The 22406-nt window shown below is 41.8% G+C and carries 15 protein-coding genes; 9 read left to right on the plus strand and 6 right to left on the minus strand.

Features of this window, described 5'->3' with window-relative positions; all coding sequences use genetic code 11:
- Positions 1 to 43: 43 nt before the first annotated feature.
- Complete coding sequence (locus tag M2408_RS12610) at positions 44 to 3103, plus strand: beta-L-arabinofuranosidase domain-containing protein (protein ID WP_259182292.1); 3060 nt, start codon at positions 44 to 46, stop codon at positions 3101 to 3103.
- 5 nt (positions 3104 to 3108) lie between these two features.
- Here the strand turns inward: M2408_RS12610 and M2408_RS12615 are convergent, their stop codons facing one another.
- Positions 3109 to 3513: an AraC family transcriptional regulator gene (locus M2408_RS12615; protein WP_259182293.1), complete on the minus strand. Its 405-nt coding sequence runs from the start codon at positions 3511 to 3513 to the stop codon at positions 3109 to 3111.
- A 531-nt stretch (positions 3514 to 4044) separates the two neighbouring features.
- Here M2408_RS12615 and M2408_RS12620 point away from each other — a divergent pair.
- From M2408_RS12620 to M2408_RS12635, 4 genes are all read left to right on the plus strand, one after another.
- Positions 4045 to 5616, plus strand: a complete 1572-nt coding sequence (locus tag M2408_RS12620) for a fimbrillin family protein (protein ID WP_259182295.1) — start codon at positions 4045 to 4047, stop codon at positions 5614 to 5616.
- A 49-nt stretch (positions 5617 to 5665) separates the two neighbouring features.
- Entirely contained in the window at positions 5666 to 5827 is a 162-nt protein-coding gene (locus M2408_RS12625; RefSeq protein WP_259182296.1) for a hypothetical protein, read from the plus strand.
- Positions 5828 to 6469: 642 nt separating this feature from the next.
- Positions 6470 to 6826, plus strand: a complete 357-nt coding sequence (locus M2408_RS12630; RefSeq protein WP_259182298.1) for a hypothetical protein — start codon at positions 6470 to 6472, stop codon at positions 6824 to 6826.
- 207 nt (positions 6827 to 7033) lie between these two features.
- Positions 7034 to 8521 (plus strand): tetratricopeptide repeat protein, encoded by a 1488-nt coding sequence (locus M2408_RS12635; RefSeq protein ID WP_259182299.1) that lies wholly within the window; start codon positions 7034 to 7036, stop codon positions 8519 to 8521.
- Positions 8522 to 8687: 166 nt separating this feature from the next.
- On the opposite strand, the gene M2408_RS12640 is transcribed toward M2408_RS12635, so the two are convergent.
- The 4 genes from M2408_RS12640 to M2408_RS12655 form a co-directional block, all read right to left on the minus strand.
- Positions 8688 to 10205, minus strand: coding sequence for a RagB/SusD family nutrient uptake outer membrane protein (locus M2408_RS12640; protein ID WP_259182302.1), 1518 nt, complete (start codon positions 10203 to 10205; stop codon positions 8688 to 8690).
- A gap of 50 nt (positions 10206 to 10255) precedes the next feature.
- On the minus strand, positions 10256 to 13639 hold the full coding sequence (locus tag M2408_RS12645) for a TonB-dependent receptor (RefSeq protein ID WP_259182305.1): 3384 nt from the start codon (positions 13637 to 13639) through the stop codon (positions 10256 to 10258).
- 174 nt (positions 13640 to 13813) lie between these two features.
- On the minus strand, positions 13814 to 14920 hold the full coding sequence (locus M2408_RS12650; RefSeq protein WP_259182308.1) for a FecR family protein: 1107 nt from the start codon (positions 14918 to 14920) through the stop codon (positions 13814 to 13816).
- Positions 14921 to 14981: 61 nt separating this feature from the next.
- Positions 14982 to 15569 carry an RNA polymerase sigma factor gene (locus M2408_RS12655; protein ID WP_259182309.1) on the minus strand — a complete coding sequence of 196 codons (588 nt, stop codon included), beginning with the start codon at positions 15567 to 15569 and terminating at the stop codon, positions 14982 to 14984.
- Positions 15570 to 16165: 596 nt separating this feature from the next.
- Here M2408_RS12655 and M2408_RS12660 point away from each other — a divergent pair.
- From M2408_RS12660 to M2408_RS12675, 4 genes are all read left to right on the plus strand, one after another.
- The gene (locus M2408_RS12660; RefSeq protein WP_259182311.1) at positions 16166 to 17296 is read left to right on the plus strand and encodes a M20/M25/M40 family metallo-hydrolase; all 1131 of its coding nucleotides are present in this window, start codon (positions 16166 to 16168) and stop codon (positions 17294 to 17296) included.
- 10 nt (positions 17297 to 17306) lie between these two features.
- Entirely contained in the window at positions 17307 to 17906 is a 600-nt protein-coding gene (locus M2408_RS12665; RefSeq protein ID WP_259182315.1) for a GNAT family N-acetyltransferase, read from the plus strand.
- Positions 17907 to 18223: 317 nt separating this feature from the next.
- Complete coding sequence (locus M2408_RS12670; RefSeq protein ID WP_120258672.1) at positions 18224 to 19111, plus strand: CorA family divalent cation transporter; 888 nt, start codon at positions 18224 to 18226, stop codon at positions 19109 to 19111.
- A gap of 190 nt (positions 19112 to 19301) precedes the next feature.
- A complete protein-coding gene (locus M2408_RS12675) occupies positions 19302 to 20225 on the plus strand; it encodes a pentapeptide repeat-containing protein (RefSeq protein ID WP_259182316.1) in 924 nt (307 codons plus the stop codon).
- Between the two features lie 133 nt (positions 20226 to 20358).
- On the opposite strand, the gene M2408_RS12680 is transcribed toward M2408_RS12675, so the two are convergent.
- Entirely contained in the window at positions 20359 to 22311 is a 1953-nt protein-coding gene (locus M2408_RS12680) for a KUP/HAK/KT family potassium transporter (RefSeq protein WP_259182319.1), read from the minus strand.
- Positions 22312 to 22406: the final 95 nt, after the last annotated feature.

A 22406-nucleotide genomic window follows, 5' to 3' on the forward strand; every position in this document is an offset into this window, starting at 1 on the left:
GAACAAAAATCGAGCTCGCGAGCTCACAATTAATGATATATCAATGAAAAGTTATAGAGTTTTTTTACGTTTTATCTTCATTGCCACGATTGTAGCGAACGGGTTAAGTACGGTGCAGGCACAAAGTGGTGATCAGATATTGGATGGAATCGGCGAAACGGGAATGATTGCACGATATGTATTTAATGGCGATTTGAAAGATTGGTCCCGCAATAATCTGCATGCTACTGCTGGTCGAAATGTTACATTTATCAATGATAAGCGGTTTGGAAAAGTACTGTCGTTGTCGGGTGAAAAAAATGACTTTATCCAGATCCCTGCCGAGGCATTGACCGATATGGAGTCGTTGAGCATCTCGGGTTGGGTATATTTACGATCGGAGAAAAAAGGTCAAGTTTTTTTTGACTTTGGAAAAGATATGTATAAACATTTCTTCGCCGCTCCTTCCGGGACAGATCTTCAGGAAGGTTTCCAAAGTTTAATTGCTACTGGGGAAAATAATCAAAAGGGAGCTGTTTCTCCAGCATTAGTATTAAATAAGTGGGTCTACCTGACGATCGTGGTGGATATTCCGGCTAAAACTATGATGACTTATGTGGACGCTGTGCTTGTTGGTGAATCTAAGCAGATACCGCGTGAGTTGACCGAAGTTTTTGGATCTTCGGGAGATAAGAACATGTTATATATCGGAAAATCACTTTTGGCAGGATCTCTGACCTTAGATGGCATGTTGCATGATTTTCGGATCTATCGTGTTCCATTGAGTAAAAATCAGCTTACTGGAATTTATACTAATTCACAACGAGGGGTGAGTAATCGCGCCGTAAATGTAACCAAAGTGGAGGATAATCTGCCTGAGTTTCCATTGACCCAAGCGCAACTCTATAATGCTTACTTAGTTGCTGTGCCGGATGTGCAAGTGGAAACGGCATTAGGCGATTTACCACGCTTACCAAGCTATGTTCAAGGGACTTATAAGGAGGATATCGTTGGTCCTAAAGTGCGGGTATTGTGGCCTTCACCAAATGATAACAGTACCGTCTTGGAAGCTAGACGTTATACCATTACAGGAAGAGTGCCGGGAACAGCTATACAGCCTAAAGCAATCGTGACTGTTAAGGCAGGTAATACCGCTGCCGCACCACGGTTGAAGTTGGCAACTTTTGGACTGAATCAGGTCTCCTTGCAAGCTGATGCGCAAAATCAACAAACAAAATTTATTGAAAATCGAGATAAATTTATCAAAACCTTGGCGACGACTGATCCCAATTCTTTTCTCTATATGTTTCGTGATGCATTTGGAAAACCACAACCTGAAGGGGCTAAACCTTTAGGGGTATGGGATAGTCGGGACACCAAACTCAGAGGCCATGCTACGGGTCATTATTTGACGGCGATCGCACAGGCCTATGCGAGTACCGGATATGATAAAACGTTGCAAGCTAATTTTGCCGAAAAAATGACGTATATGGTCAATAGCCTATACGACCTGGCGCAATTGTCGGGTAAACCACAGCAAGAAGGTGCTGTGGCCGTAGCAGACCCGATTGCCGTATCTTATGGTCCCGGTAAATCAGCTTATGACTCTGATTTGAGCCAGGAAGGTATCCGTACGGATTATTGGAATTGGGGTGTAGGCTATATTAGCGCGTATCCGCCAGATCAATTTATTATGTTGGAAAAGGGTGCGAAATACGGGGGACAGAAAACGCAAGTTTGGGCTCCCTATTATACCTTGCATAAAATTTTGGCCGGCTTAATTGATATCTATGAAGTGAGCGGTAATGAAAAGGCGCTTCAAGTGGCCATGGGCATGGCTGACTGGGTGCATGCACGTCTGAGTCAACTGCCTAAGGAAACGCTGATACAAGTGTGGAATATGTACATTGCCGGCGAATTTGGAGGAATGAATGAGACAATGGCGCATCTGTACCGCATCACCCACAAGGAAAGCTATTTGAAAACGGCACAATTGTTCGACAATATCGATATGTTCTTTGGTAATGCGCAGCATACACATGGATTGGCGAAGAATGTTGATACGTTTCGTGGGTTGCATGCCAACCAACATATTCCACAAATTGTGGGTAGTATCGAGCTATATCAGGCTTCGAATCTACCTGAATACTACCGTGTGGCAGACAATTTCTGGTACAAAGCTGTCAATGATTATATGTACAGCATAGGTGGGGTTGCCGGTGCGCGCAATCCGGCTAATGCGGAAGTTTTTACAGCAGAGCCTGCGACCCTATATGAGAATGGTTTTTCTGAAGGTGGACAGAATGAGACGTGTGCGACTTACAATATGCTGAAATTAACGGGCAACCTGTTTCTTTTTGATCAACGTGCTGAATATATGGATTACTATGAGCGTGGACTGTATAACCATATTTTAGCTTCTGTTGCTGAAAATACCCCGGCTAATACGTACCATGTGCCACTAAGACCCGGGGCAATAAAGCAATTTGGGAATCCCAATATGACAGGCTTTACCTGTTGTAACGGCACTGCCATCGAGAGTGGTACCAAACTGCAGCATAGTATTTATTTTAAAAGCAAGGATGATCAGGCTTTATATGTCAATCTATTTATTCCTTCTACTTTGGAATGGACTGAACGTCAAATATCTGTAGAGCAGAAGACGAGCTTTCCAAAGCAGGACGAAACGGAGCTGACCATAAAAGGAAATGGCAAATTTGATCTTCATGTACGTGTTCCCGGATGGGCAACGAAAGGATTTTATGTGACTATCAACGGTAAAGCGGAAAAAGTACAGGCACAGCCAGGTACTTATTTGAAATTGAGCCGCAATTGGAAGAATGGTGATCGCGTCACGTTGAAGATGCCTTTTCAGTTTCATTTAGATCCGGTGATGGATCAACAGAATATTGCCAGTTTATTTTATGGACCTATCTTGTTGGCGGCTCAAGAACCCGAAGCGAGAAAAGATTGGCGTAAAGTGACTTTGAATGCGAAGGATATCAGCAAGTCTATTACCGGCGACCCGCAGCATTTAGCGTTCAAGATTGATGGGATTGATTTTAAACCATTCTATGATACCTACGGACGACACTCTGTTTATCTGGATGTTGCATTGAAATAAATACACTATATACTGAAAATCTTGAGTGGTACTTTGCTAGGCAAAGTGCCCTTTTTTATTTTCTTTCTAAATCTCCCCGGAGTCTCCCCGGTATATTTTTTAAAGAACTTTGTAAAATTGGAAGGGTCGTAGGTGAGCAGAAACGCAATTTTCGAGATAGATAGGGGTGAACTGACCAGGAGTTCTTTTGCCTTAGCTATGATTTTCTGATTGTAGAAATAACCGGGATGATTGCCTTTTTCTTTTTGGACTGTATAACTGAGATGTTTGTGTGAAACGGCCAGCTCACGTGCAATCATATTGATCTCCATAAATTCAATCTTACGGCCTTGTACAACATCTTCGATGTGCATGTCCAACAATAATAAATATTGATTTGTGATCTGAGCACCTCTGCTTTCTGTTTTCATCCTTTCTCCATTTCTACCTGTGGTTATTCGATTAGGGGTTCATATAATTCTTTTTTGTTCTCTTCGTTGGTTCGGATTTTAATTGCTTGTTCTGTTTTTGATGATCTGACTGTTGTATGTTTATTTTCTCTTCATTTAAATAATGGGGAAAATCCATTGCGATATCAGTCGTATCATGATATCGTATTTCAAAGATACCGGAGAATGAAAAATAAACGATGATATGGATATATCACATTGTTATCTCATTACTATCACATCTTTTAATATATTGATATGTAGGTTTTTAAATTGGTTTAGAGACCATTTTTCGCAAAAATAGGCCTCTAACCCCCTATAGAAGACCTTTTGATAGTTTATTTATGTCTTATAGTGATAATATTTTTCTATATAATTTCTTGTATTTATTATAAAGGAGTTTTGATGTGTGATACATCTGTGATATGTGCTTTTTGTTGCTTAATGAGAAATTATTATAACATTTGCAGCTAGTTAGTTAAAACAATTATTCTCATTAAAAAAATTAAGAAAATGATTTTACAAGCACAGACAATGAAAGGTTGGAGAGCACTGGTTCTATCGGCTTTGGTGTGTGGATCGTTGTATTCCTGTAAGGAAAGCAAAGACAGTATAGCGTCAAGTGGTAAGGCTAGCGTCAGTATTCAGCTACTGGGCGTAGAAAATCCAATCGTCACTACGAAGAAAGCAGGTAAAGGCGGTAGCACTACGGGGGCAGCCCAAACAGTAGTGGTCCCTTTGACAAACTCAAGTTCTTTTGAAGCTACTTTGACCAACGAGCCGTCCGTAACAAGTGGCAACCTGTTGCGGGCCTCGTCCGGAACCCGTGCAGCGGTTACCGAGGAGAGAACGCCATTGGCAGATAACATCAAGTATAAAATCGTGGTGTATAATGCTGATGGTGATTATGTAACAGAAAAGATCTATACCAATTCAGTCGACAATTCGACTGCAATCACCTTGGATGCAGAAAAGACCTATACTTTTGTAGCCTATTCTGTCAATAGTACCGCGACTGTTCCGGCAGTAACAGCACAAGCAGATCTTGCGAATGCCAGCCTGGACAATATCAGTGCAGACCTGATGTATTTCAAGAAAGACCTGACAGTTCACTCCGGTGACAATAATCTGGCTGTGGTATTGAAACATCAGTATAGTGAAGTCACGACCAACTTGAGTATGGCGACTGAAATGACAGGAGCTATTACCAATTTGGGTACGACAACCATTGACCCTACACATCCTAGCGCTAATCTAAAACTGGCTGATGGTACGATTACATACAATGGATCTACCGCTACCACCAATGTTGTATTCCCGGTATTGGGAGCCGGCTTACGTACTGTGTCCAGTACACCGACGCTATTGATCCACCCAGGAGCAACAAACGGGGTATTTAAGTTTGGATCGATTACCATCGATGGCGAAACCAAGAGCAATGTATCTGTAGCAGGTTTAAATATTGTTCCGGGACAACGGTATAACCTCAACCTGAACTTCAAAACCTGTACACAACCGGTAACAGGTGGTGCTAATCTGAACTGGAACTATCCATCGGGTAACGCTGGTGGTGGCGCTGTGGTCGATGGGGTAGTTGTTCCCAACGGTCAGAACATCACGCGTACATTGACTGCACCGGGGGCTGATTATGGTTTCGTGTTTGACATTCAACAATTGGATAACTCTTTCAATATGGAAGTAAACGGCATAAAATTGGCAACGCAAGAAATGCAATTTGAAGCTGGTATTTCAACTTCGCCGAAAAATGTGGCTTTTGCAGATGGAAGTAACTATGGTGGAGCGAATACAGAACCAGTAGGCGGAACTATATCCCAAATCTATAACCTGACAGGTACTGCAGCCAATCCGATCATTCGCGTGGTCATTAGCCGTACAGGTGAGGTAACTGTGTATGGAAGCAAGCTATCTGGAGGCCCGCTTTATCCATTGGTGCTAACAGCAGGTTCATTTAATACGGTGCCTTGGAGTTCTTCTACAAATACGGTTGTCATCACACAACAGGTAATGGGTAAAACAACAATGCTTGGCGCAGGTAGCGGTAGAAAAAAGGTTACCTGTCCATAAGCCAGCTAAATTAAGTCAGTTAGTAATAACAATAAAAATTAATCAGATCATGAAAAATACAGAACGAAAAATTTATATAAGTCCACGCATTGAAACAATGGAAGTAGAATTGGAGCAGGGCATCGCCGCAGGTTCTGCAGCAACAACGACCAACGATCCCCAAGAATCTTGGGACAAAGCAGACGATGACAATCGTTTAATCAACTGGTAATTCCAGCTCAGTATTGTTTAATTCATCCGAGTTGGCTCGACAGGTTTTGAATAGATTCCTGTCGAGCTTTTTTTATGCTCGGCTGAATTTTAATCGCTGAATGACGAGACAGAGTTGGTTCAATTAGACTTCAAAAAGTAGTGGAAATATAGAAAAATAACAGGCCTTCTTCTGAAAAGGGCCTGTTGTTTTAGGGAGCTGCGGGATTAGTTCAACTCTTCCTGTTAAATTATTGATGGTTTTTTGTAATGGTAATGTCTTGTTTTTCAATTTTTTACAAAGTGTGATATCAATGTGAAAGGTGGTTTTTTTTGATTCTTTCTTTTAATGCAAATATTTGTCAAGCAGAATCAGGCCGGATATTCCGGTGGAGAGGCTGTCGGATAAAAAGCACAGCAGAAGTATCCTGCGAAGAACTTTTGGGTGCTAGCTATATTGAATTATCGCTCGGACCAATTTGCGTGAAGGTCCGTGATAATATATTTGGATTTACTCGATAGGGAAGATGGAGCCCTGTCGAGTTTAATTAAGCTTAATTGCCTATTTCCTCCGGAAAACAAAAATAATTGTCAGCTCTTGAGCGAAGGTATTTAGCTCAAGGGACGGAATATGAGAATATAACTTACTGAAAAACGATGTACAATGGAAAGGAATAACTTCAATAATTTAATTGCTTTAGCGAAGAACAATAATGCTGAATTTTTGGCTTTGTTCAATGAAATCTATCCTGAGTTTGTGGCCTCATTAAAAACAATCAACCCCAGAATCCGCAGTAGCGAACTGGAATTTTGTGCGATGACCTTTCTGAATTTTTCGACTAAAAATATTGCTCAATATACTTTTGTAACGGTGCGTGCGGTGCAGGTACGGAAAAATAGATTACGCAAAAAGCTTAATATCGCTTCTGATATGGATTTTAACAATTGGATGCGCGATCAGATCCAACGCAAGCCGCTTGTTGAACCGGAGCAAAGGCTGATCGGGACAACCCTGAAATAAAGGGTATGGGATATTACGTCCAGCTGGGAAAGAATCCTTAAGGTCGATCGAGAAAGCGGAAAATATCCCGAAAAATAAATTTTTGACATGATTTTATATTAGTTGAATGTTTTAAAATGCTTAGATTCGCATGGCAATGTTCTAGGACTGGAAAGGGCCTTATATTGTCGTGAAAAGTAACTACCTCATAAATTGACAACCTATTAAATGAAGAAGCAACTTCTATTTTTAATTCTATTCTTATTTACACTCAATTCAGTCGCTGCTGATGACCGGAAACAAGAGGTGGATTCACTTTTGAATAAAACGCGGGAGTTGTTCAATGCCGGCCAATTATTACCATATATCGAGACTGCGATAAAAGCGCTTAATTTATCTTATGAGTCTGACTATGATGATGGAATAGCGAGGGCTCATTCTTGGATAGCCGAAGGTCTTGTGACTGTAGGGCTATTTAAAGAGGGACTGAAACACCTTGACCGTGTGGAGCCGACGAAATATTATAAGGAGAGAATTCTCGCTCAATCGGAGGTGCATCGGGTGCGCGGAAGAGCTTATGGAGAACTCAAGTTGTATCAGCAGGCCATTCGGGAGTTTCGTTTGCAGTTGGGGTTAATCAAGAACCTGACGGGCGAAAAGCAAAAAAAATCCTACCAGTTTACCTATGAAAATTTAAGTAGTGTTTTTGCTCAGACGGGGCAATCTGACTCTGTTAAGAAATATGCGCTTCTTCAACTGGAGAGCCTGAAGGGTTCTGATGAAAAAAATGAGGTCTTCCGATATTTGGTGGCTTATGATAATTTAGGACAGTTATATATCAAGAAAGGTGATCTTGTGAAAGCACAACTTTACCTTGATAAATCCATGGAACTCGTGAAGAAATATAAAATTCCTGTAGTTCTGAATACATATAATTTGTTGGGTTCATTGGAGGAAAAGAAAGGGGATTTAAAAAAAGCCGCTGATTTTTATGAAAAGAGCCTAATCAATAAGCGAGAAATTGGTAGCCGAAATGGAATGAAGAATTCTTATCGGAAGTTAGCTGATTTTTATAAAAACACCGGTTTGGACAAAGCTAAAGCTGATAAATATGAACTGGCTTTTAGCCGGCTCAATGATTCCCTGGAAAATGAAAATAGACAGGTTGTCGATCAGGTGCTCAACCAGATTTTGCAACTAAAAGACCAGGAATCGGAGACTAAGGTGTCAAAAGCAGGCACGATCTCCATCCTAGTTTTGATCCTCCTTCTTGGCACGATCGCATTTTTTGTATGGAGATCCAGACACAATCGTAAAGTTTTAGACCAAAAAGAAGAGGCTTTACAGGAAACAGAAACGATCAATAAGGAACTGACGGAGCAGATCGGAGAAAACAAATTCACGAACCTGATCGAGCTGGCCAAAAGTAATAATCCGGAATTCCTGACTTTATTTACCGAATTATATCCACAGTTTATACAGGCATTGAAAACCTTTGATCCGAAGATGAGAAGTACAGAATTGGAGTTTTGTGCGATGGCCTTTCTTAACTTTTCGACCAAAAATATTTCAGAGTATACCTATGTCACCATCCGGGCTGTACAGGTGCGTAAAAATAGATTGCGCAAGAAACTGGAGATTCCTTCGGAAGCAGATTTCAACAATTGGATGCGCGAACTCGCAGATACTTTTGCGCAAACACAAGTTCCTAGCTAGCGACAAGATAATTTTTGTCGCACTAATTTTTCCGCTTTAAATTACAAATTTCGCCCCGCACAGCGTTTCTTTCAGGAAATGATCGACATGAATATTATCCACAGTAAACTATTATGGTTCCAAACCTTGCAGTTTGGAACCATAAAAAGTAAAGCGAACGAACCGCTTAATTATATCCTTGATTTTGAACGAGCTGCCGGTTTCGGTCCAGTTCTGATTGCGCAAAAGGCAAGACATTGTTGATTTCACCAAATCGCAATGGGGCGCCGCCAGGATTTTTTAGCGGTGCCAGCGTACTTTGCATCAGATTGCGCCTTTTGAGATCGTAGTAACGATGTCCTTCCAAGGCCAATTCAATCCGCCTTTCATGCAAAATAAAATCACGTAATTTTTCTTTTGTATTGTACACGGCTGTGTTGACTTTAGGCATCCCCACACCGCTTCGCTCGCGGATTGCATTCAAGGCATCATAAATGCTCTGATCGGGACCGCTTACTTCATTTTTTGCTTCGGCATACATGAGCAGCACATCCGCGTAGCGAATATGGACAATATTCTGATCGGTCATCGGTGTCTTTGTCCGGTTGAATGGTAGCATGGATAAATTCACATATTTTTTTTGTGAATAGCCGGTCAGCAAGGGGTCTGATTCTTCAAATACCGATCCATCCGGATTGATATATTTTTCGGTAGGCACCTTGATCGTCAGTGTAAGACGTGGGTCTCGATTGCTGTACGGGTCGGTGGCGACGTAGCCCGATCCCGGTTCCTCGATACGTTTTCCATTTTTCATCTCATAGGCATCGACCAGGTTCTGGTAAGGTGCAATAGCGCCGTACCAACCGATTTCGACCAAGACGCCTTCACCTCCCTGCGGATTGTTAGGGGCAAGGTATTTGGTGGAGAACATGATCTCGGGATTATTTTGCTGCGTAGCGGTCAGAAAAAGATTTTGATAGCCGCCCTGATAGATCTGAAATTTGCCGCCTTTCATAATCTGATCAGCCAACTTAGCGGCTTCTGACCAGTTTTGCTGGTAAAGATACACGCGCGTCTTGAGTGCCTGTGCGCTCCCTCTGACGGCATGCCCTGCATAAGCTGCATCTGGTAAGTTGCTGATCACATCGTCCAGCTCACTGTGAATGAATGCCAGGACTTCTTCTTTTGAGCTTTTGGCGATTTTGCCCTCGTCCACGGTTTTCGGTTCAGTTTTATAAAGTACCACACCACCAAAGGCCTGCACGAGATCAAAATAGAAAAGAGCCCGGATAAATCGTGCTTCCGCTTTGTATACAACTTTCTGCGCCTCGGTGCTCGGGGCCTTGTCGATATTGTCCAGAAAAAAGTTGCAACCCGAAATACCGGCATAGGGAGTGTTGTAGAATGCGTCGCTGACATTGGTCGAATTGACAATGCCTTGGGTAAGGTCACCAAAACCATAATACGAATGCCGATCTAGGGCATTGTCGGAGTAGGTGTCCAGCCATAATTTGCCTTGCCCATAAAAACCGGCCTGTAATCTTCTATATACACCGGTCAGTGCCATGCGTGCATCGGCATCAGTCATCCAGAATGTTTCACCAGAAATAGCAGTAGTAGGATTTTTATCAAGCAGATCGCTACTGCAGGAGCTCAGCATAGTGATCGTTGCGATCGCTACGAAGCCAATTTGTTTTATTTTCATCGTTGTTATCATATATTAACATCCGTTTTTTAATGTCAAAATAGGTTAGATCAATATCTGATCTTTACACCAGCTGTATACATTTTGATCTGCGGGAACTGCGCAAATCGTCCTGATCCTGATCTTTCGGGGTCGTTGCCCTCATACTTGGTCCAGGTAATCAGATTATCGCCTGATACGTATACGGTAATTCCCTTGGCCGCAATACGATTGGTGATTGCTGTTGGAAAGGTATAGGACAGGTACAGATTTTTTAGGCGCAGGTACGATGCATCCTGAAGAAAATAGGTGGACGGATAGCCGGCTACACCTGCATATCCGGTCAGATAGACCGCCGGAACAGTATTGCTTGGGTTGGTTGGTGTCCATGCATCCAAAAATTTGGTCGGTGGAGCTGATCCTTGCATAAAAGGCTCATAGCCCCATTGGCTTACCTGTACCTTTTGGCCTTGTACTCCCTGGAAGAATGCGCTGAAATTAAATCCTTTCCAACCAGCGTACAGATTGAAAGAATAGGAGTAATCTGGAAAGCGGCTGATTCGGATACGGTCCTCAGGTCCGATGGTGCCGTTACCGTCCACATCCCGCATTTTAAGGTCACCCGGTTTGAGCGTCCCCGAATTGGGTTGCTTCGGTGAATTGTCAATCTCGGCTTGACTTTGGAAAATGCCGATCCAATCATACAGAAAAAAATTGTTGTAAGGCTGACCTACTTCAATCGTCCCTATTGTTTCTGCTAACCGCTTGGTTACTTTATTGCGGTAACGGTTGAAAATAAAGTTGGCGCCATAGGTGAATTCGCCGATTTGATTCTGGTGGCGCAATTCGATTTCTATTCCTTTATTGACCATGGCTCCCGCGTTAACAATAGGCGGTGTTAAGCCCAGACTTGCGGGGACGTCGGTGCGCTCCTCCAAAATATCGGTCGTATTTTTATAGTACCAATCTATTGTTGCACCAAAGAGACCTTTGTAGATATCCACATCCAGACCAAAGTCGGTGATTGCAGTTTTCTCCCAACGGAGATTTTTCTCCACCAAGCGTGTTTTCATTGCGCCCGATTCAAGCCCAGTAAATGGATATGTTGTTGTGCTGAGAATATCCTGGTAGGGGTAATAATCCAGGTTTCCTGCTCGGGTAATTTCCTGATTACCCAAGGCTCCATAAGATGCTCGAAGCTTCAGATTATCGACCCAGGAAATATTATTTTTGATAAAACCCTCTTCTGAGATACGCCAGGCAGCGGATCCGCCTCCAAAGGTACCCCATCGGTATTGTGGGTCCACGCGTGAGGTACCATCATAACGGATATTTGCTTCGGCAAAATATTTTCCTTTATAGTCATAGTTGGCTCTTCCAAATAATGATCGGAGGCCCCATTCAAACGAACTTCCATTGAGGTTCTGGTCTTTAGGCGAACTTCCGTCCAGTTCCATAATCGTATTGTTCGGAAAATCATAACGGCCGCCACCAATGGTGGTGCTCCTGTTGTCCTGTTGCTCGTATCCGCCCAAGATGCTTATATTATGATCGTTGGCCAGGGTTTTTATATATTGAAGTGTAGAATAAAAGGTCTTGGTCAGGTTGCGACCGGAGCTCTGTTGCAGACCGACAAAACTTGGATTTCCATTTCCAGATTGCTGATATTCGCCATTTTCATTTGGATGGTAAGCAAAGGCCAGACTTCCAAACTGACGCTGTCTATAATCTTGGTTGAAGAACGTAAAGGCTGCTTTTGTGGACCATTTCAGCCCGGAGATAATATCCACATCCATATAGGCTTGAGCATTGACATTATAGTTTTTGGTGAGCTGCGACCCCGTGTTGTAAACCTCTTCTGGTGTACGGTTGGTACCACCTGTGCTCATATAGTCGCGGCCCGCCGATCGTCCGCTGCCGTCGGGTAGCCAGGGTTTGAAGGTGGGCGCAGCGGCATAAGCTAGCAATAGTAAATTGTCATTGGTCATCCAGGGAGCCCTGAGGTCCTGAAAAGAAAAGTTGACATTGGTACCTATTTTAACCCGTTTATGTACCTGTGTGCCATAATCAAACAAGCCATTGTACCTTTTATATTCATATCCTTTGGTGATGCTATTCTGATCTAAGTAATTGAGCGACACGTTATGTGTGCTTTTCTCGCTACCGCCAGAGAAACTCAGGTTATGGTTCTGGATTGGACCCTTGCCCAATATATAGTCGAGCCAGTCAAAGTTGGGATAGGCTTCGTTATTGGGATTATTTTTGTAGCTGTCGATCTGTGCCTGCGTATAGACAGCAGGTTGCCCGCTGCGTGCCCGTGCAGCATTGTACATTTCCATATAGGTGACCGAATTTGTAATAAGTTCGGGGTATTTGGTGGCTTCACTGGTTCCCCAGTTGCCGCTGTATTCAATATTGCTTGTGCCTGCTTTTCCTTTTTTGGTGGTCACTAAAATGACCCCATTGGCTGCTCGTGCACCATAAATAGATGCTGAAGCGGCATCCTTGAGTACGGTGATATTCTCGATATCCTGTGGTGAGAGGTTGGAGATCGAACCGATGACACCGTCAACCAAAACAAGCGGATTGGAGGAAGCTCCGCTCGAACCCAAGCCTCTTATGCGCATGGTGCCGTTATCGCGACCTGGTTCACCGGTAGGCTGCACGACATCAAGTCCGGCGATGCGGCCTTGCAATAGATTTTGAATATTTGGTGCTGGGCGTTCGGTGATGGTTTTGCCCGAAACGCTGGCAACAGAGCCGGACAGATTTACTTTCTTTTGTGTAGCATAACCCACGACAACAATTTCTTCCAGATTGCTGTTGGCTACTGCTAATACCACGTTGATCTGATTTTTGCCCTGTGTGGGGATTTCCAACGAAGTGAAGCCGACAGAACTGAAGATCAGTATGCTGTTTTCATCAGGGACATCGATAGAAAATTGTCCCTGTGAGCCGGTACTTGTTCTTACAATGCTTCCTTTGACAAGGACAGTGACGCCGACCAGCGGTTCTTCATTTTCATCGGTCACACGGCCAGTGATCGTCCGTTTTTGAACGATGCTTTCCTCCGTATTCTTGGCCATTGTTTTTGATATTCGCCGTCTTGAAATAGCAATAGAACGGCCTTTGATCTGATAACTGAGTGGCTGCCCGGATAACAGCTCGTCCAATGTCTCAGTTACACTCCGATTGCTGACGTTAATGGAAATCGGTCTGATGGATTTTAGGTCCTTTTCGTCATAGATAAAGGTATATCCAGACTGTTTGCTGATTTCGATCAGGATATGTTTTAGTTGAGTTTGATTTTGGTCTAGCGTAATACGCTGTGCACTCGCATTGCCCAAAGAAACCATTATTGACGCGAAAAATAGCACAATGGTCAGTTTCATCGACAAATAGCAATGAGAAGGTTTCAGGTATTTTAAAGCATACCTTAGATATTGGTTATTCATATTTTAAGTTCATATGCAATACATCCTTATGGGATATCGTATTTACTGGGGACGATATATCATAAAATAAGGTCTGTACTGTTGGTTTATAATGATGGTCATGTTGGCTGGATTTGATAGCTGTCTGCGCTGTATTACCGCCAGATAATGAATCCAGATATCAAAATAGTCTATTTATCGCATAGCAGTCACCCTCCTTCCTTCGATATTAAATCTTACATTGGACTTGAGTTCAATAGCTTGCAGTACTTCCGATAATTTGGCATCTCGCGGTATAATAGCGGATAGTCGTGTATTTCCGTAGGGACCCATATCAACTTCTACATCGTACCAACGTTCAATTTTTCGGGCATATTGACTTAGTGGTTCTTCGTTTAATATGTACAGCCCATTTTTCCAGGCATAGCTGTCCTCGACATTGATCGTGTTTACTTGGATATTTTTTTCCTTACCAACGACAGCCTGCTGCCCTGGCTTTAAGGTAACTTGGGCAGCTGATTTTACGTCGGTAACCTGAAGGCTGCCCGATACGAGCGTCGTCAGTGTCTGGTCATCGTCTTGGTAGGCGTTGATGTTGAAGCTGGTGCCTAAAACTTCGATACGTTGCTGTTCGGTATGGATGATAAATGGCTTCGCCCGATTTTTCGAAACTTCCAGGTACACTTCGCCGGTGATATGGACGCTGCGCTCAGGTCCATCAAAGGCCGTAGGATAGCGTATAGAAGACAAAGCGTTGAGCCAGGCTTTGGTACCGTCTGGCAGGGTGACCTGAAACTGCCCGGCGATGGGGGTTGATAGGGTCACTAGCTGTACTTTATTGGTCTCGGTAATGGCTGTTCCATCGCCATAGCGCAAAGCGAGGCCTCTTGAAATCAGTCCCTCTTTCTGACCGTCGAGCTCGATGGGAGCTTGGCCATCTATAGACAGCTTGGCGCGGTCGGTGCCAGGTAGAATATCATGGGTGATGGCTGTTTGTGACGCGACTCGTTTATCTTTTGATATTTGTTGCCATAACAGACCTGTAGTCAGTAGCAAGAATAGAACAGCCGCCGCGGCAGCAATATAGCGTTTGCGCTTTGGCTTGGTAACATCGGGGATTTGCTTTAGTCTTTTCTGTAGTTCAACAAAATCTGAAATAATTTCGTCATCTGTCTGATCAAAGCCCTCTTGATTGAAGGTGAGATACCATTCCTCTACTTTTGATTTTTCATTTTCATCACATTGCCCTGAAAGATATTTTTCCAATAAGTGCCGCGCTTCAAACAGATTTTGGTTTGTCATGATACGTTTGTATGGTTACGTATATAGGACGGATGAAAGTCGGGGATAGGGGGGGGAGAATTTAAAATATTTTGCAATATAGAACCAATAATGTCCAGAGTAGGCTACCAAGTTTGGCCCGCAGCAGGCGCAGGGCCTCTTTGATATAGCTGCGGACACTATGTTCGGATAAATTTAGTTTTTCGGCAATCTCCTTATGACTAAGGTACTGCTTGCGGCTCAATTCAAATATTTCCCGTACTCTGGGCGAAAGCTTTTTGAGTACTTGTTCAATCTGTTCCTGTAGGAGCCGTTCGCGCAGGAGATGATCGGTTTCCGATACCTTATTGTCCAGATACATCGAAAGTGAGTCCAAATAATTTGTCTTGGACTGTTCTTTGGCAAGATAGTCAATGATGCGGTGCCGAATAGCCGTATAGAGATAGGAGGATATTTTTCCTTGAATGATCAGCGTTGTTTTTCTTTGCCAGATATTGGAAAAAAGATCATGGACAATATCTTTGGCGGCTTCGCGATCCTGTAATTTTTGGGAAGCATGCAGATAGAGTAATCCATAATACTTGTTATAGAGTTCCTGAAAAGCGGTGGAACTGCCTTGCTGCAGCTTGGTTAGCAGCTCTTGTTCATCATTATATAGCACACTTTGCATGGTTATCCGTCTGGCAATTATAGTAAACAATGTGGATTGTAACAAATTTATGTTGAAAAATTCGGAGCTGGGATTTTGTATTGTGTATGCGTGTTGTTTTTGGTTGTCACAGCGCATTGTTAAATTTTTGAAGGATAAGATCAGTCTACGTCTGTTGATGAAGAATTCTATTCTTAGGTAAAATCGTGTATATGGCCGATTTTCAGCAGTAGTCGCCATTACTTATTCTGCCAATAGATTTTTCTTGTCAAAACTAACCACTTTTTCATATTCGAAAGCCATTATCTAAGAATCGTTTTTTTGGTGGGTAATTATTCACGTATATAAGTTCATAAAAGATTTAGGCTGTTCATTGGTGGTTCTACTTGTTTATTTCCTTCTCATAATGGAAATTTTCGCTATCAAAATGAAAGACTTTGCTTGTTTAAGTTTGTTGTTTTGATTGTGTTATATAGTTTGTATTCAGTGTTATATGGTTCTTTTGTATGTTGTGGAATACTTTTGGCATCAGCCTAGAATAAAAATAGTTGATAGGGGGTCAACTGATGCTTATTGAAAAGGATACAAAATGAACAATTTGAAAAATGAATTTTTATATGAAAAATTTTTGTGAATCAAGTCTCGATACCTGGGTTGTTGACCGAATTGAGATCCTCCATACGGAGTGCGTGGGTTTATTAAAAGAGCTAATCAAGACACCGTCGTTCAGTAAGGAAGAAGAAGGTACAGCGCGCGTACTATCTTCTTTTTTCTCCAGGCATGGTCTTGATTTCAATCGGGTCGGAAATAACCTTTGGCTCTATAATCTGCATTACGACAAATCCAAACCAACTATTTTACTGAATTCCCATCACGACACTGTTAGACCCAATCAGGGGTATAGCCGGAATCCATTTGAACCGAAAGTCGCGGACGATAAGCTGTTCGGACTGGGATCAAATGATGCCGGTGGTTGTCTGGTCGCTTTGATCGGTGCATTTCTTTATTTCTATCCACGGTATGATATTCCTTTTAACCTCTCTCTTGCGATCACGGCAGAAGAAGAGATTTCAGGAAAAGGAGGGCTCGCAATGGTTCTTCCCCAACTTGAAAAGATTTCGGTCGCTATTGTTGGTGAACCTACCACAATGCAGATGGCCATCGCTGAGAAAGGAAATATGACCCTGGAATTTATCTGTCAAGGGAAGGCTGCGCATGCTGCTCGTAATGAGGGTTGTAATGCGATATTGATGGCTATGTCTGCGATTGATAATATGCAGTCTTGTCAGTTCAGATTCGATGAAACATTTGATGATGTTATCAAGCTAACAGTAACAGAAATACATGCCGGAATTCAGTCTAATGTTGTACCAGATGAATGCAGATTTACCGTTGATGTACGTATAACCCCCAATTACAGTCCTGAGGAAATTATAGCCATCCTAAAGGAGAAAGTACATGCAGCCATTGAATTGGTCGGAAACCCTATGCGTGCGTCGTCCATCAGTCAACAGCATCCGCTTATTCTTGCAGGCAAGAATCTTGGTTGGCAAAGTTATGTCTCTCCGACATGTTCAGACCGAGGCTGGTTGAATGTGCCCTCCCTAAAACTTGGCCCGGGAGACTCCGCCAGATCGCATACTGCCAATGAATTTATATTTCTAGCGGAGATAAAAAATGGATTGGCCGGGTATATAGAACTATTGGAAGGACTTCCTGATGCATGGGAGACAAGTTTTGACAAATAAGCAAAATGTTATGGAAACAGATCGTATAATCGTACGAACAGCGACAGCAGCAGATTTAAAATATGCGATGGAGATTTCAGCGGAAACGGCTTCATCAGCGAAAGCACGGGGCACGGGAATAGGGACACGGACCCCGCAGTCGATCTGCAATAAGATCCTTGATGGTAATGCGGTTATCGCATTGACTCAAACAGGAGAATGGGTTGGCTACATTTACCTGGAAGCCTATGCCGAGGAGAAATTTATTTCGCATTGTGGCCTTATCGTTTCGCCATCCTGGCGACGTAGGGGTGTCGCAACACTTATGAAAAGACAGATCTTCGAACTTTCGAAACTAAAATATCCCAAGGCAAAGATATTTGGCATTACGACTTCGCTGGCTACCATGAAAATCAATTCAAAACTGGGATTATATCCGGTCAGCTTCTCGGAGATTACCCGGGACCGTTCCTTTTGGAACAAATGCCAGAACTGTATCAACTATCCGGATCTGGAGAAAAAGGAATTCAAAAACTGTTACTGCACAGCCATGCTTTTTGACCCCAGTGCAGTACAAAATTTAATTATAGAAAAGACCCGAGGATCTTATAGTAATTCGACCATCCATTGATAATACTTTATTCTGATTGAGTGGATTTATAAAATCCCGCCGCTCCCAATCCACTTACACCATAAGAACCCCCTTCCTTTTGCAGACAAAAGGAGGAGGCTTTTTTTATAAATGAGCCGGTGTATAAGTCTATGTAAGGGAAGGCGTGGTTGATGAACAGGATGTTTCATCATCTCAAAAATTTTCTTGGCCGAGTAAACTAATCCATTGAAATATTATTAATTTCGAAGGGGCATGTAAGGATAAACATCCATTTAGCTGAAAGGATAGATGCGCATGTAAAATCAGCTTTTAAAGTAGAAGAAAATAAAAATTCGATGAAAACTATTGACCAACATAGAACCCAATTTGATAACTTCGTTTGGATTGATATCTGTCAACCGGACAAAGAAAGCCTGAACAAAATTGCTGAAGAATATCAATTAGACTATTTTCAGATAAAGGATAGCCTGGAACCGGGGCATCTGCCCAAGTTTGAAAGTCAACCCAATTATAATTTTTTGATATTGAGGGCATTTACATCCACCATTGACAAGGGGGCCACGACAATCAATGAATTATCAAATAAAATAGCCTTTTTCTACAATGGACACAAGCTTATTACAATACACCGTAGCCAATTTGCTTTCTTAGACTCCGTAAAGCAAAAATATGAAACCTCAGAAGAACTACTGGTCTATTTGATTTATAAAATGGTTGAAACTTACCAAACGCCATTAGATACACTAGACGAAAAAATCATCGAAATAGAACAAACAATATTTCTCAAAGATTATGCGCGGGTGTCGTTAAAAGATCTATATTTCCTGAAAGCACAGACCCGGATTACAAAGAAACTTTTACAGATTTTTCAGAACGTGACCCACCAAATTGAAGTGGCGGAGAATAATAAGACTGCTTTGCAGGATATAAAAGACAAATTATTGAATCTGATACTCAGTTATGATGAAGTCATCGAAAATGCCAACAATTTATTGACTACTTACCATTCGGTCAATGCCCAAAAAAGCAATGATGTCATGAAATTGCTGACTATTTTTTCAGCATTCTTTTTACCATTGACATTTTTAGCAGGAATTTATGGGATGAATTTTGAAAATATGCCCGAATTGAAGTGGCGCTTTGGCTATTTTATCACGCTCGGGGTAATGGCAGTTATTTCGATAATCATCTATTTATGGTTCAAACGCAGACGGATTATCTAAACTTTCAAAGTTATGCTGTGCGTAGTACTATCAGAAAAATAATACCTATATTTTATTAAAAGAGAGGAATACAACCATGGATTGTTAAATACAACAATAAGTAGTGTAGATACAACTAATGGTAGCGTCGTTTATTCGCTGCTATACTGGCTTGCAAAATAACTTTGTAGTATCAAAAAAATATAAAGACATGATGCTAAATTCTAAATCAATCGGCAATAAAATAGCCGAAGCAAGAAAGAAAACAAATCTTTCACAGGCCGAACTTGCCCAGCAGGTTTCGATCAGTCCACAAGCGGTAGGTAAATGGGAGCGGGGTGAATCGATGCCAGATATCATGACATTGAACAGGCTTGCTGAGATACTTGCTGTAGACCTCAATTACTTTTCCGAAAGTTTTCATAGAGATCAGATTGACCATACGGATCGGGAGTCTATCGATCAGCAGGCTTATCTAACTGAACCGGTATCGAAATCTGAAAACCAAGCCGGCCGTAGCTGGGATATGTCGAAAGGCAACTGGGAAAATGCTGATTTCTCGGGTTTAAAGAATCTGAAAGAACAGTTCAGCTCTTCCAATATCAAAAATTGCAAGTTTACAAACTCAGATCTATCGGGATTAATACTCGGCAAGAACAATATTGAATTATGTGATTTCTCATCTTCAGACCTCACCAATAGTAAAATACAATCGTCTAATCTGTTAAAGAATCAGTTTAACCGTTGCTCCTTTATAGATGCTGATTTTTCGAGAAGCAATATCGGAAAGTGTAATTTCTCTGATGCAGACTTTACCGGTGCCAGATTTGATACTGGTTGTTTTGAGAGCAATGAAATGACTAATGCCGTGTTGAAACACACTTCATTTAAAAATACGGGGATCAGTGATGTTATTTTTGAAGGTATGATCGAAGACTGTCATTTTGAGGGCTGTGGGTTTTATAAAGTCAAATTTCAGGGTGCCACAATCTTGAATACCTTTTTTAAATACAATAGCAAATTTAAAAAAGTAGAGTTCTCCGATTGCAAGGTTGACAGACTGACTTATGCTTTCCTGAAGAATAATGAAGCAAACTTAACGGGGATAACCCTTCTAGCGGAATCAGCGTACTGATTTGAAAAGCTGCCCCCAAAAATTGTTTAACTTTTTGGGGGCATTGTAATTTTGAAGAACCCTATTTATTTAAAAATAACAGAGATCCTTACAGCAGTGGTATCGTAGTTTCCGCTAAAACTGCTATTGATGGTTAGGCCTTTCGCTCTAATTTATTTTCGGCAAATGGTACGATTACTAACGGATATTTCTCTGTTTCAATATTGCTCCTGTCCAGTCCAAAATTGATATAGTCTTTTACGGAGAAATAGCGCAAGTTGTAATATCCCTTCATAACAAAATTTTTCCAGAACGGCATTCGATTATCATAGGAAAGAAAACTGTCCATAATCATAAATTTAAAATCCCCAATTTTGTTCTGTTGATAAGCCTGTTCCAGCGAATCTTCGACATCTACTTCATTCTTTTCGATCATATCATTGACGACCTGTTTAAAGTAATAGCCAATCCGGGGATCTTCACGGAATCCCAGATCAAATTGAATATAATAGACATCGTTTCTGATAACAGTTTCGACTGAATACCGTTGTAAATAGGGCTCATCTAAAATATTGACATGTACAAACCAATAAATGTCGGCACGTTTTGGAAGACCGAATTTTAGGATCGAATCCATAATTGTTTTTTCGATCTTTTTTTCAGAATCTGAAGTCGTCAAATACACGAGATTGGTTGCATACTTTGGAAGTTTTTCGTCTGTACTCAATTTCGTCAGCAAGGGCAGGTGTTCGGATAGTTTGACAAAGGACTGAATATTGGATTTGATCTGCCGGCCCCTCCACCAGACGTACATCACGGCAAAGAGCGAAAAGCCCAATAACAGGGTTATCCAGCCTCCTTCTTTAACTTTAAGCAGATTGGCAGATAAAAAACTTAGTTCTATCGCCAAAAAGATGAAGGTGATCAATATATTGAAGATAAATGGTACACGTTTGATACGCAGATAGGCATTGATCAAAATTGTACTCATCAGCATGGTGAGGGTGACGCTTAGACCAAATGCGGCTTCCATTCTTGTACTTTGCTTAAAATATAAAACCATCCCAACGCAGCCGCACATCAGAAACCAGTTGATTGCAGGGATATACAATTGGCCTTTTACATTACTTGGAAATAGTACGAGATGTTTGGGCCATATATTGAGCCTGATTGCTTCATTGATCAACGTAAAACAGCCACTGATCAAGGCTTGAGAGGCAATAATGGTCGCCAATGTTGCAATCCCTAAGGCAAACCAAAATATAGACTTCGGAACAATATGATAAAAAGGACTGAGACTGCCCACTTCTTCGCCGACATGGTTGAGTAACCATGTTGTCTGTCCTGCATAGCAAAGTATAAGCGCAATTTTTATAAATACCCAGGTAATGCGGATGTTGTTCCGCCCACAGTGTCCCATGTCGCTATACAGTGCCTCGGCACCAGTCGTACAAAGGAAAATACTGCCCAACAACCAAAATCCTTTGGGTTCGTTGACCAGCATTTGATAAGCATAATATGGATTTAGCGCTTTAAAGACATTCCAATTATCTCCAATTGATAGGATGCCTATTATAGCAATAAAGCCAAACCAAATAATCATCAAGGGACCAAATATCTTCCCGATTTTATCAGTGCCAAACTGCTGAAAAACGAATAGTAAGATCAAGATCCCGACGATAATGGGAACGGTATTAAAACCGGGAACAACAGCCTGCACACCTTCGACGGCAGAGGCAACCGACATTGGCGGTGTAATAATCCCGTCAGCCATCAAAAAGGCGCCTCCTGCCATGGCGATGAAAACAAGCCATTTACCGCTGTAACGTCGGACTAAAGCATAAAGAGAGAAAATACCACCTTCGCCTTTGTTGTCAGCCTGCAAGGTAATAAGGACATATTTTATCGTTGTCTGAAAAACAAGGGTCCAAAAGATACAACTTAAACTTCCAAGCGCTATCGCTTCTGTAATCACCCGATGATGAAAGACAGCATTGAGTGTATACAGTGGTGAGGTACCGATATCACCGAAAACAATCCCTATTGCAATCAGTGAGCCGGCAAGAGTGATCCTTTTATGGAATTCTGCGGTGTTATGTCCAGACATAATTTAGTTTTTCCTGCAAATTAAGTTAAAATTTGCATTGAAATCTAAAGTCTATTCTTTTTTTATTAATGGCACAAATTAGACGAAATATATGG

The organism is Sphingobacterium sp. BIGb0165, assembly GCF_024810095.1.
GTDB classification, from domain to species: Bacteria; Bacteroidota; Bacteroidia; order Sphingobacteriales; family Sphingobacteriaceae; genus Sphingobacterium; species Sphingobacterium detergens.

Bases quoted from the DNA above. Each gene is read 5' to 3' on its own strand.
- M2408_RS12620 (WP_259182295.1), top strand. From the start codon at position 4,045: ATGATTTTACAAGCACAGACAATGAAAGGTTGGAGAGCACTGGTTCTA.
- M2408_RS12645 (WP_259182305.1), bottom strand. From the start codon at position 13,639: ATGAATAACCAATATCTAAGGTATGCTTTAAAATACCTGAAACCTTCT.
- M2408_RS12680 (WP_259182319.1), bottom strand. From the start codon at position 22,311: ATGTCTGGACATAACACCGCAGAATTCCATAAAAGGATCACTCTTGCC.
- M2408_RS12675 (WP_259182316.1), top strand. From the start codon at position 19,302: ATGATGCTAAATTCTAAATCAATCGGCAATAAAATAGCCGAAGCAAGA.
- M2408_RS12655 (WP_259182309.1), bottom strand. From the start codon at position 15,569: ATGCAAAGTGTGCTATATAATGATGAACAAGAGCTGCTAACCAAGCTG.
- M2408_RS12610 (WP_259182292.1), top strand. From the start codon at position 44: ATGAAAAGTTATAGAGTTTTTTTACGTTTTATCTTCATTGCCACGATT.
- M2408_RS12630 (WP_259182298.1), top strand. From the start codon at position 6,470: ATGGAAAGGAATAACTTCAATAATTTAATTGCTTTAGCGAAGAACAAT.
- M2408_RS12660 (WP_259182311.1), top strand. From the start codon at position 16,166: ATGAAAAATTTTTGTGAATCAAGTCTCGATACCTGGGTTGTTGACCGA.
- M2408_RS12615 (WP_259182293.1), bottom strand. From the start codon at position 3,513: ATGAAAACAGAAAGCAGAGGTGCTCAGATCACAAATCAATATTTATTA.
- M2408_RS12665 (WP_259182315.1), top strand. From the start codon at position 17,307: ATGGAAACAGATCGTATAATCGTACGAACAGCGACAGCAGCAGATTTA.
- M2408_RS12650 (WP_259182308.1), bottom strand. From the start codon at position 14,920: ATGACAAACCAAAATCTGTTTGAAGCGCGGCACTTATTGGAAAAATAT.
- M2408_RS12640 (WP_259182302.1), bottom strand. From the start codon at position 10,205: ATGAAAATAAAACAAATTGGCTTCGTAGCGATCGCAACGATCACTATG.
- M2408_RS12635 (WP_259182299.1), top strand. From the start codon at position 7,034: ATGAAGAAGCAACTTCTATTTTTAATTCTATTCTTATTTACACTCAAT.
- M2408_RS12670 (WP_120258672.1), top strand. From the start codon at position 18,224: ATGAAAACTATTGACCAACATAGAACCCAATTTGATAACTTCGTTTGG.
- M2408_RS12625 (WP_259182296.1), top strand. From the start codon at position 5,666: ATGAAAAATACAGAACGAAAAATTTATATAAGTCCACGCATTGAAACA.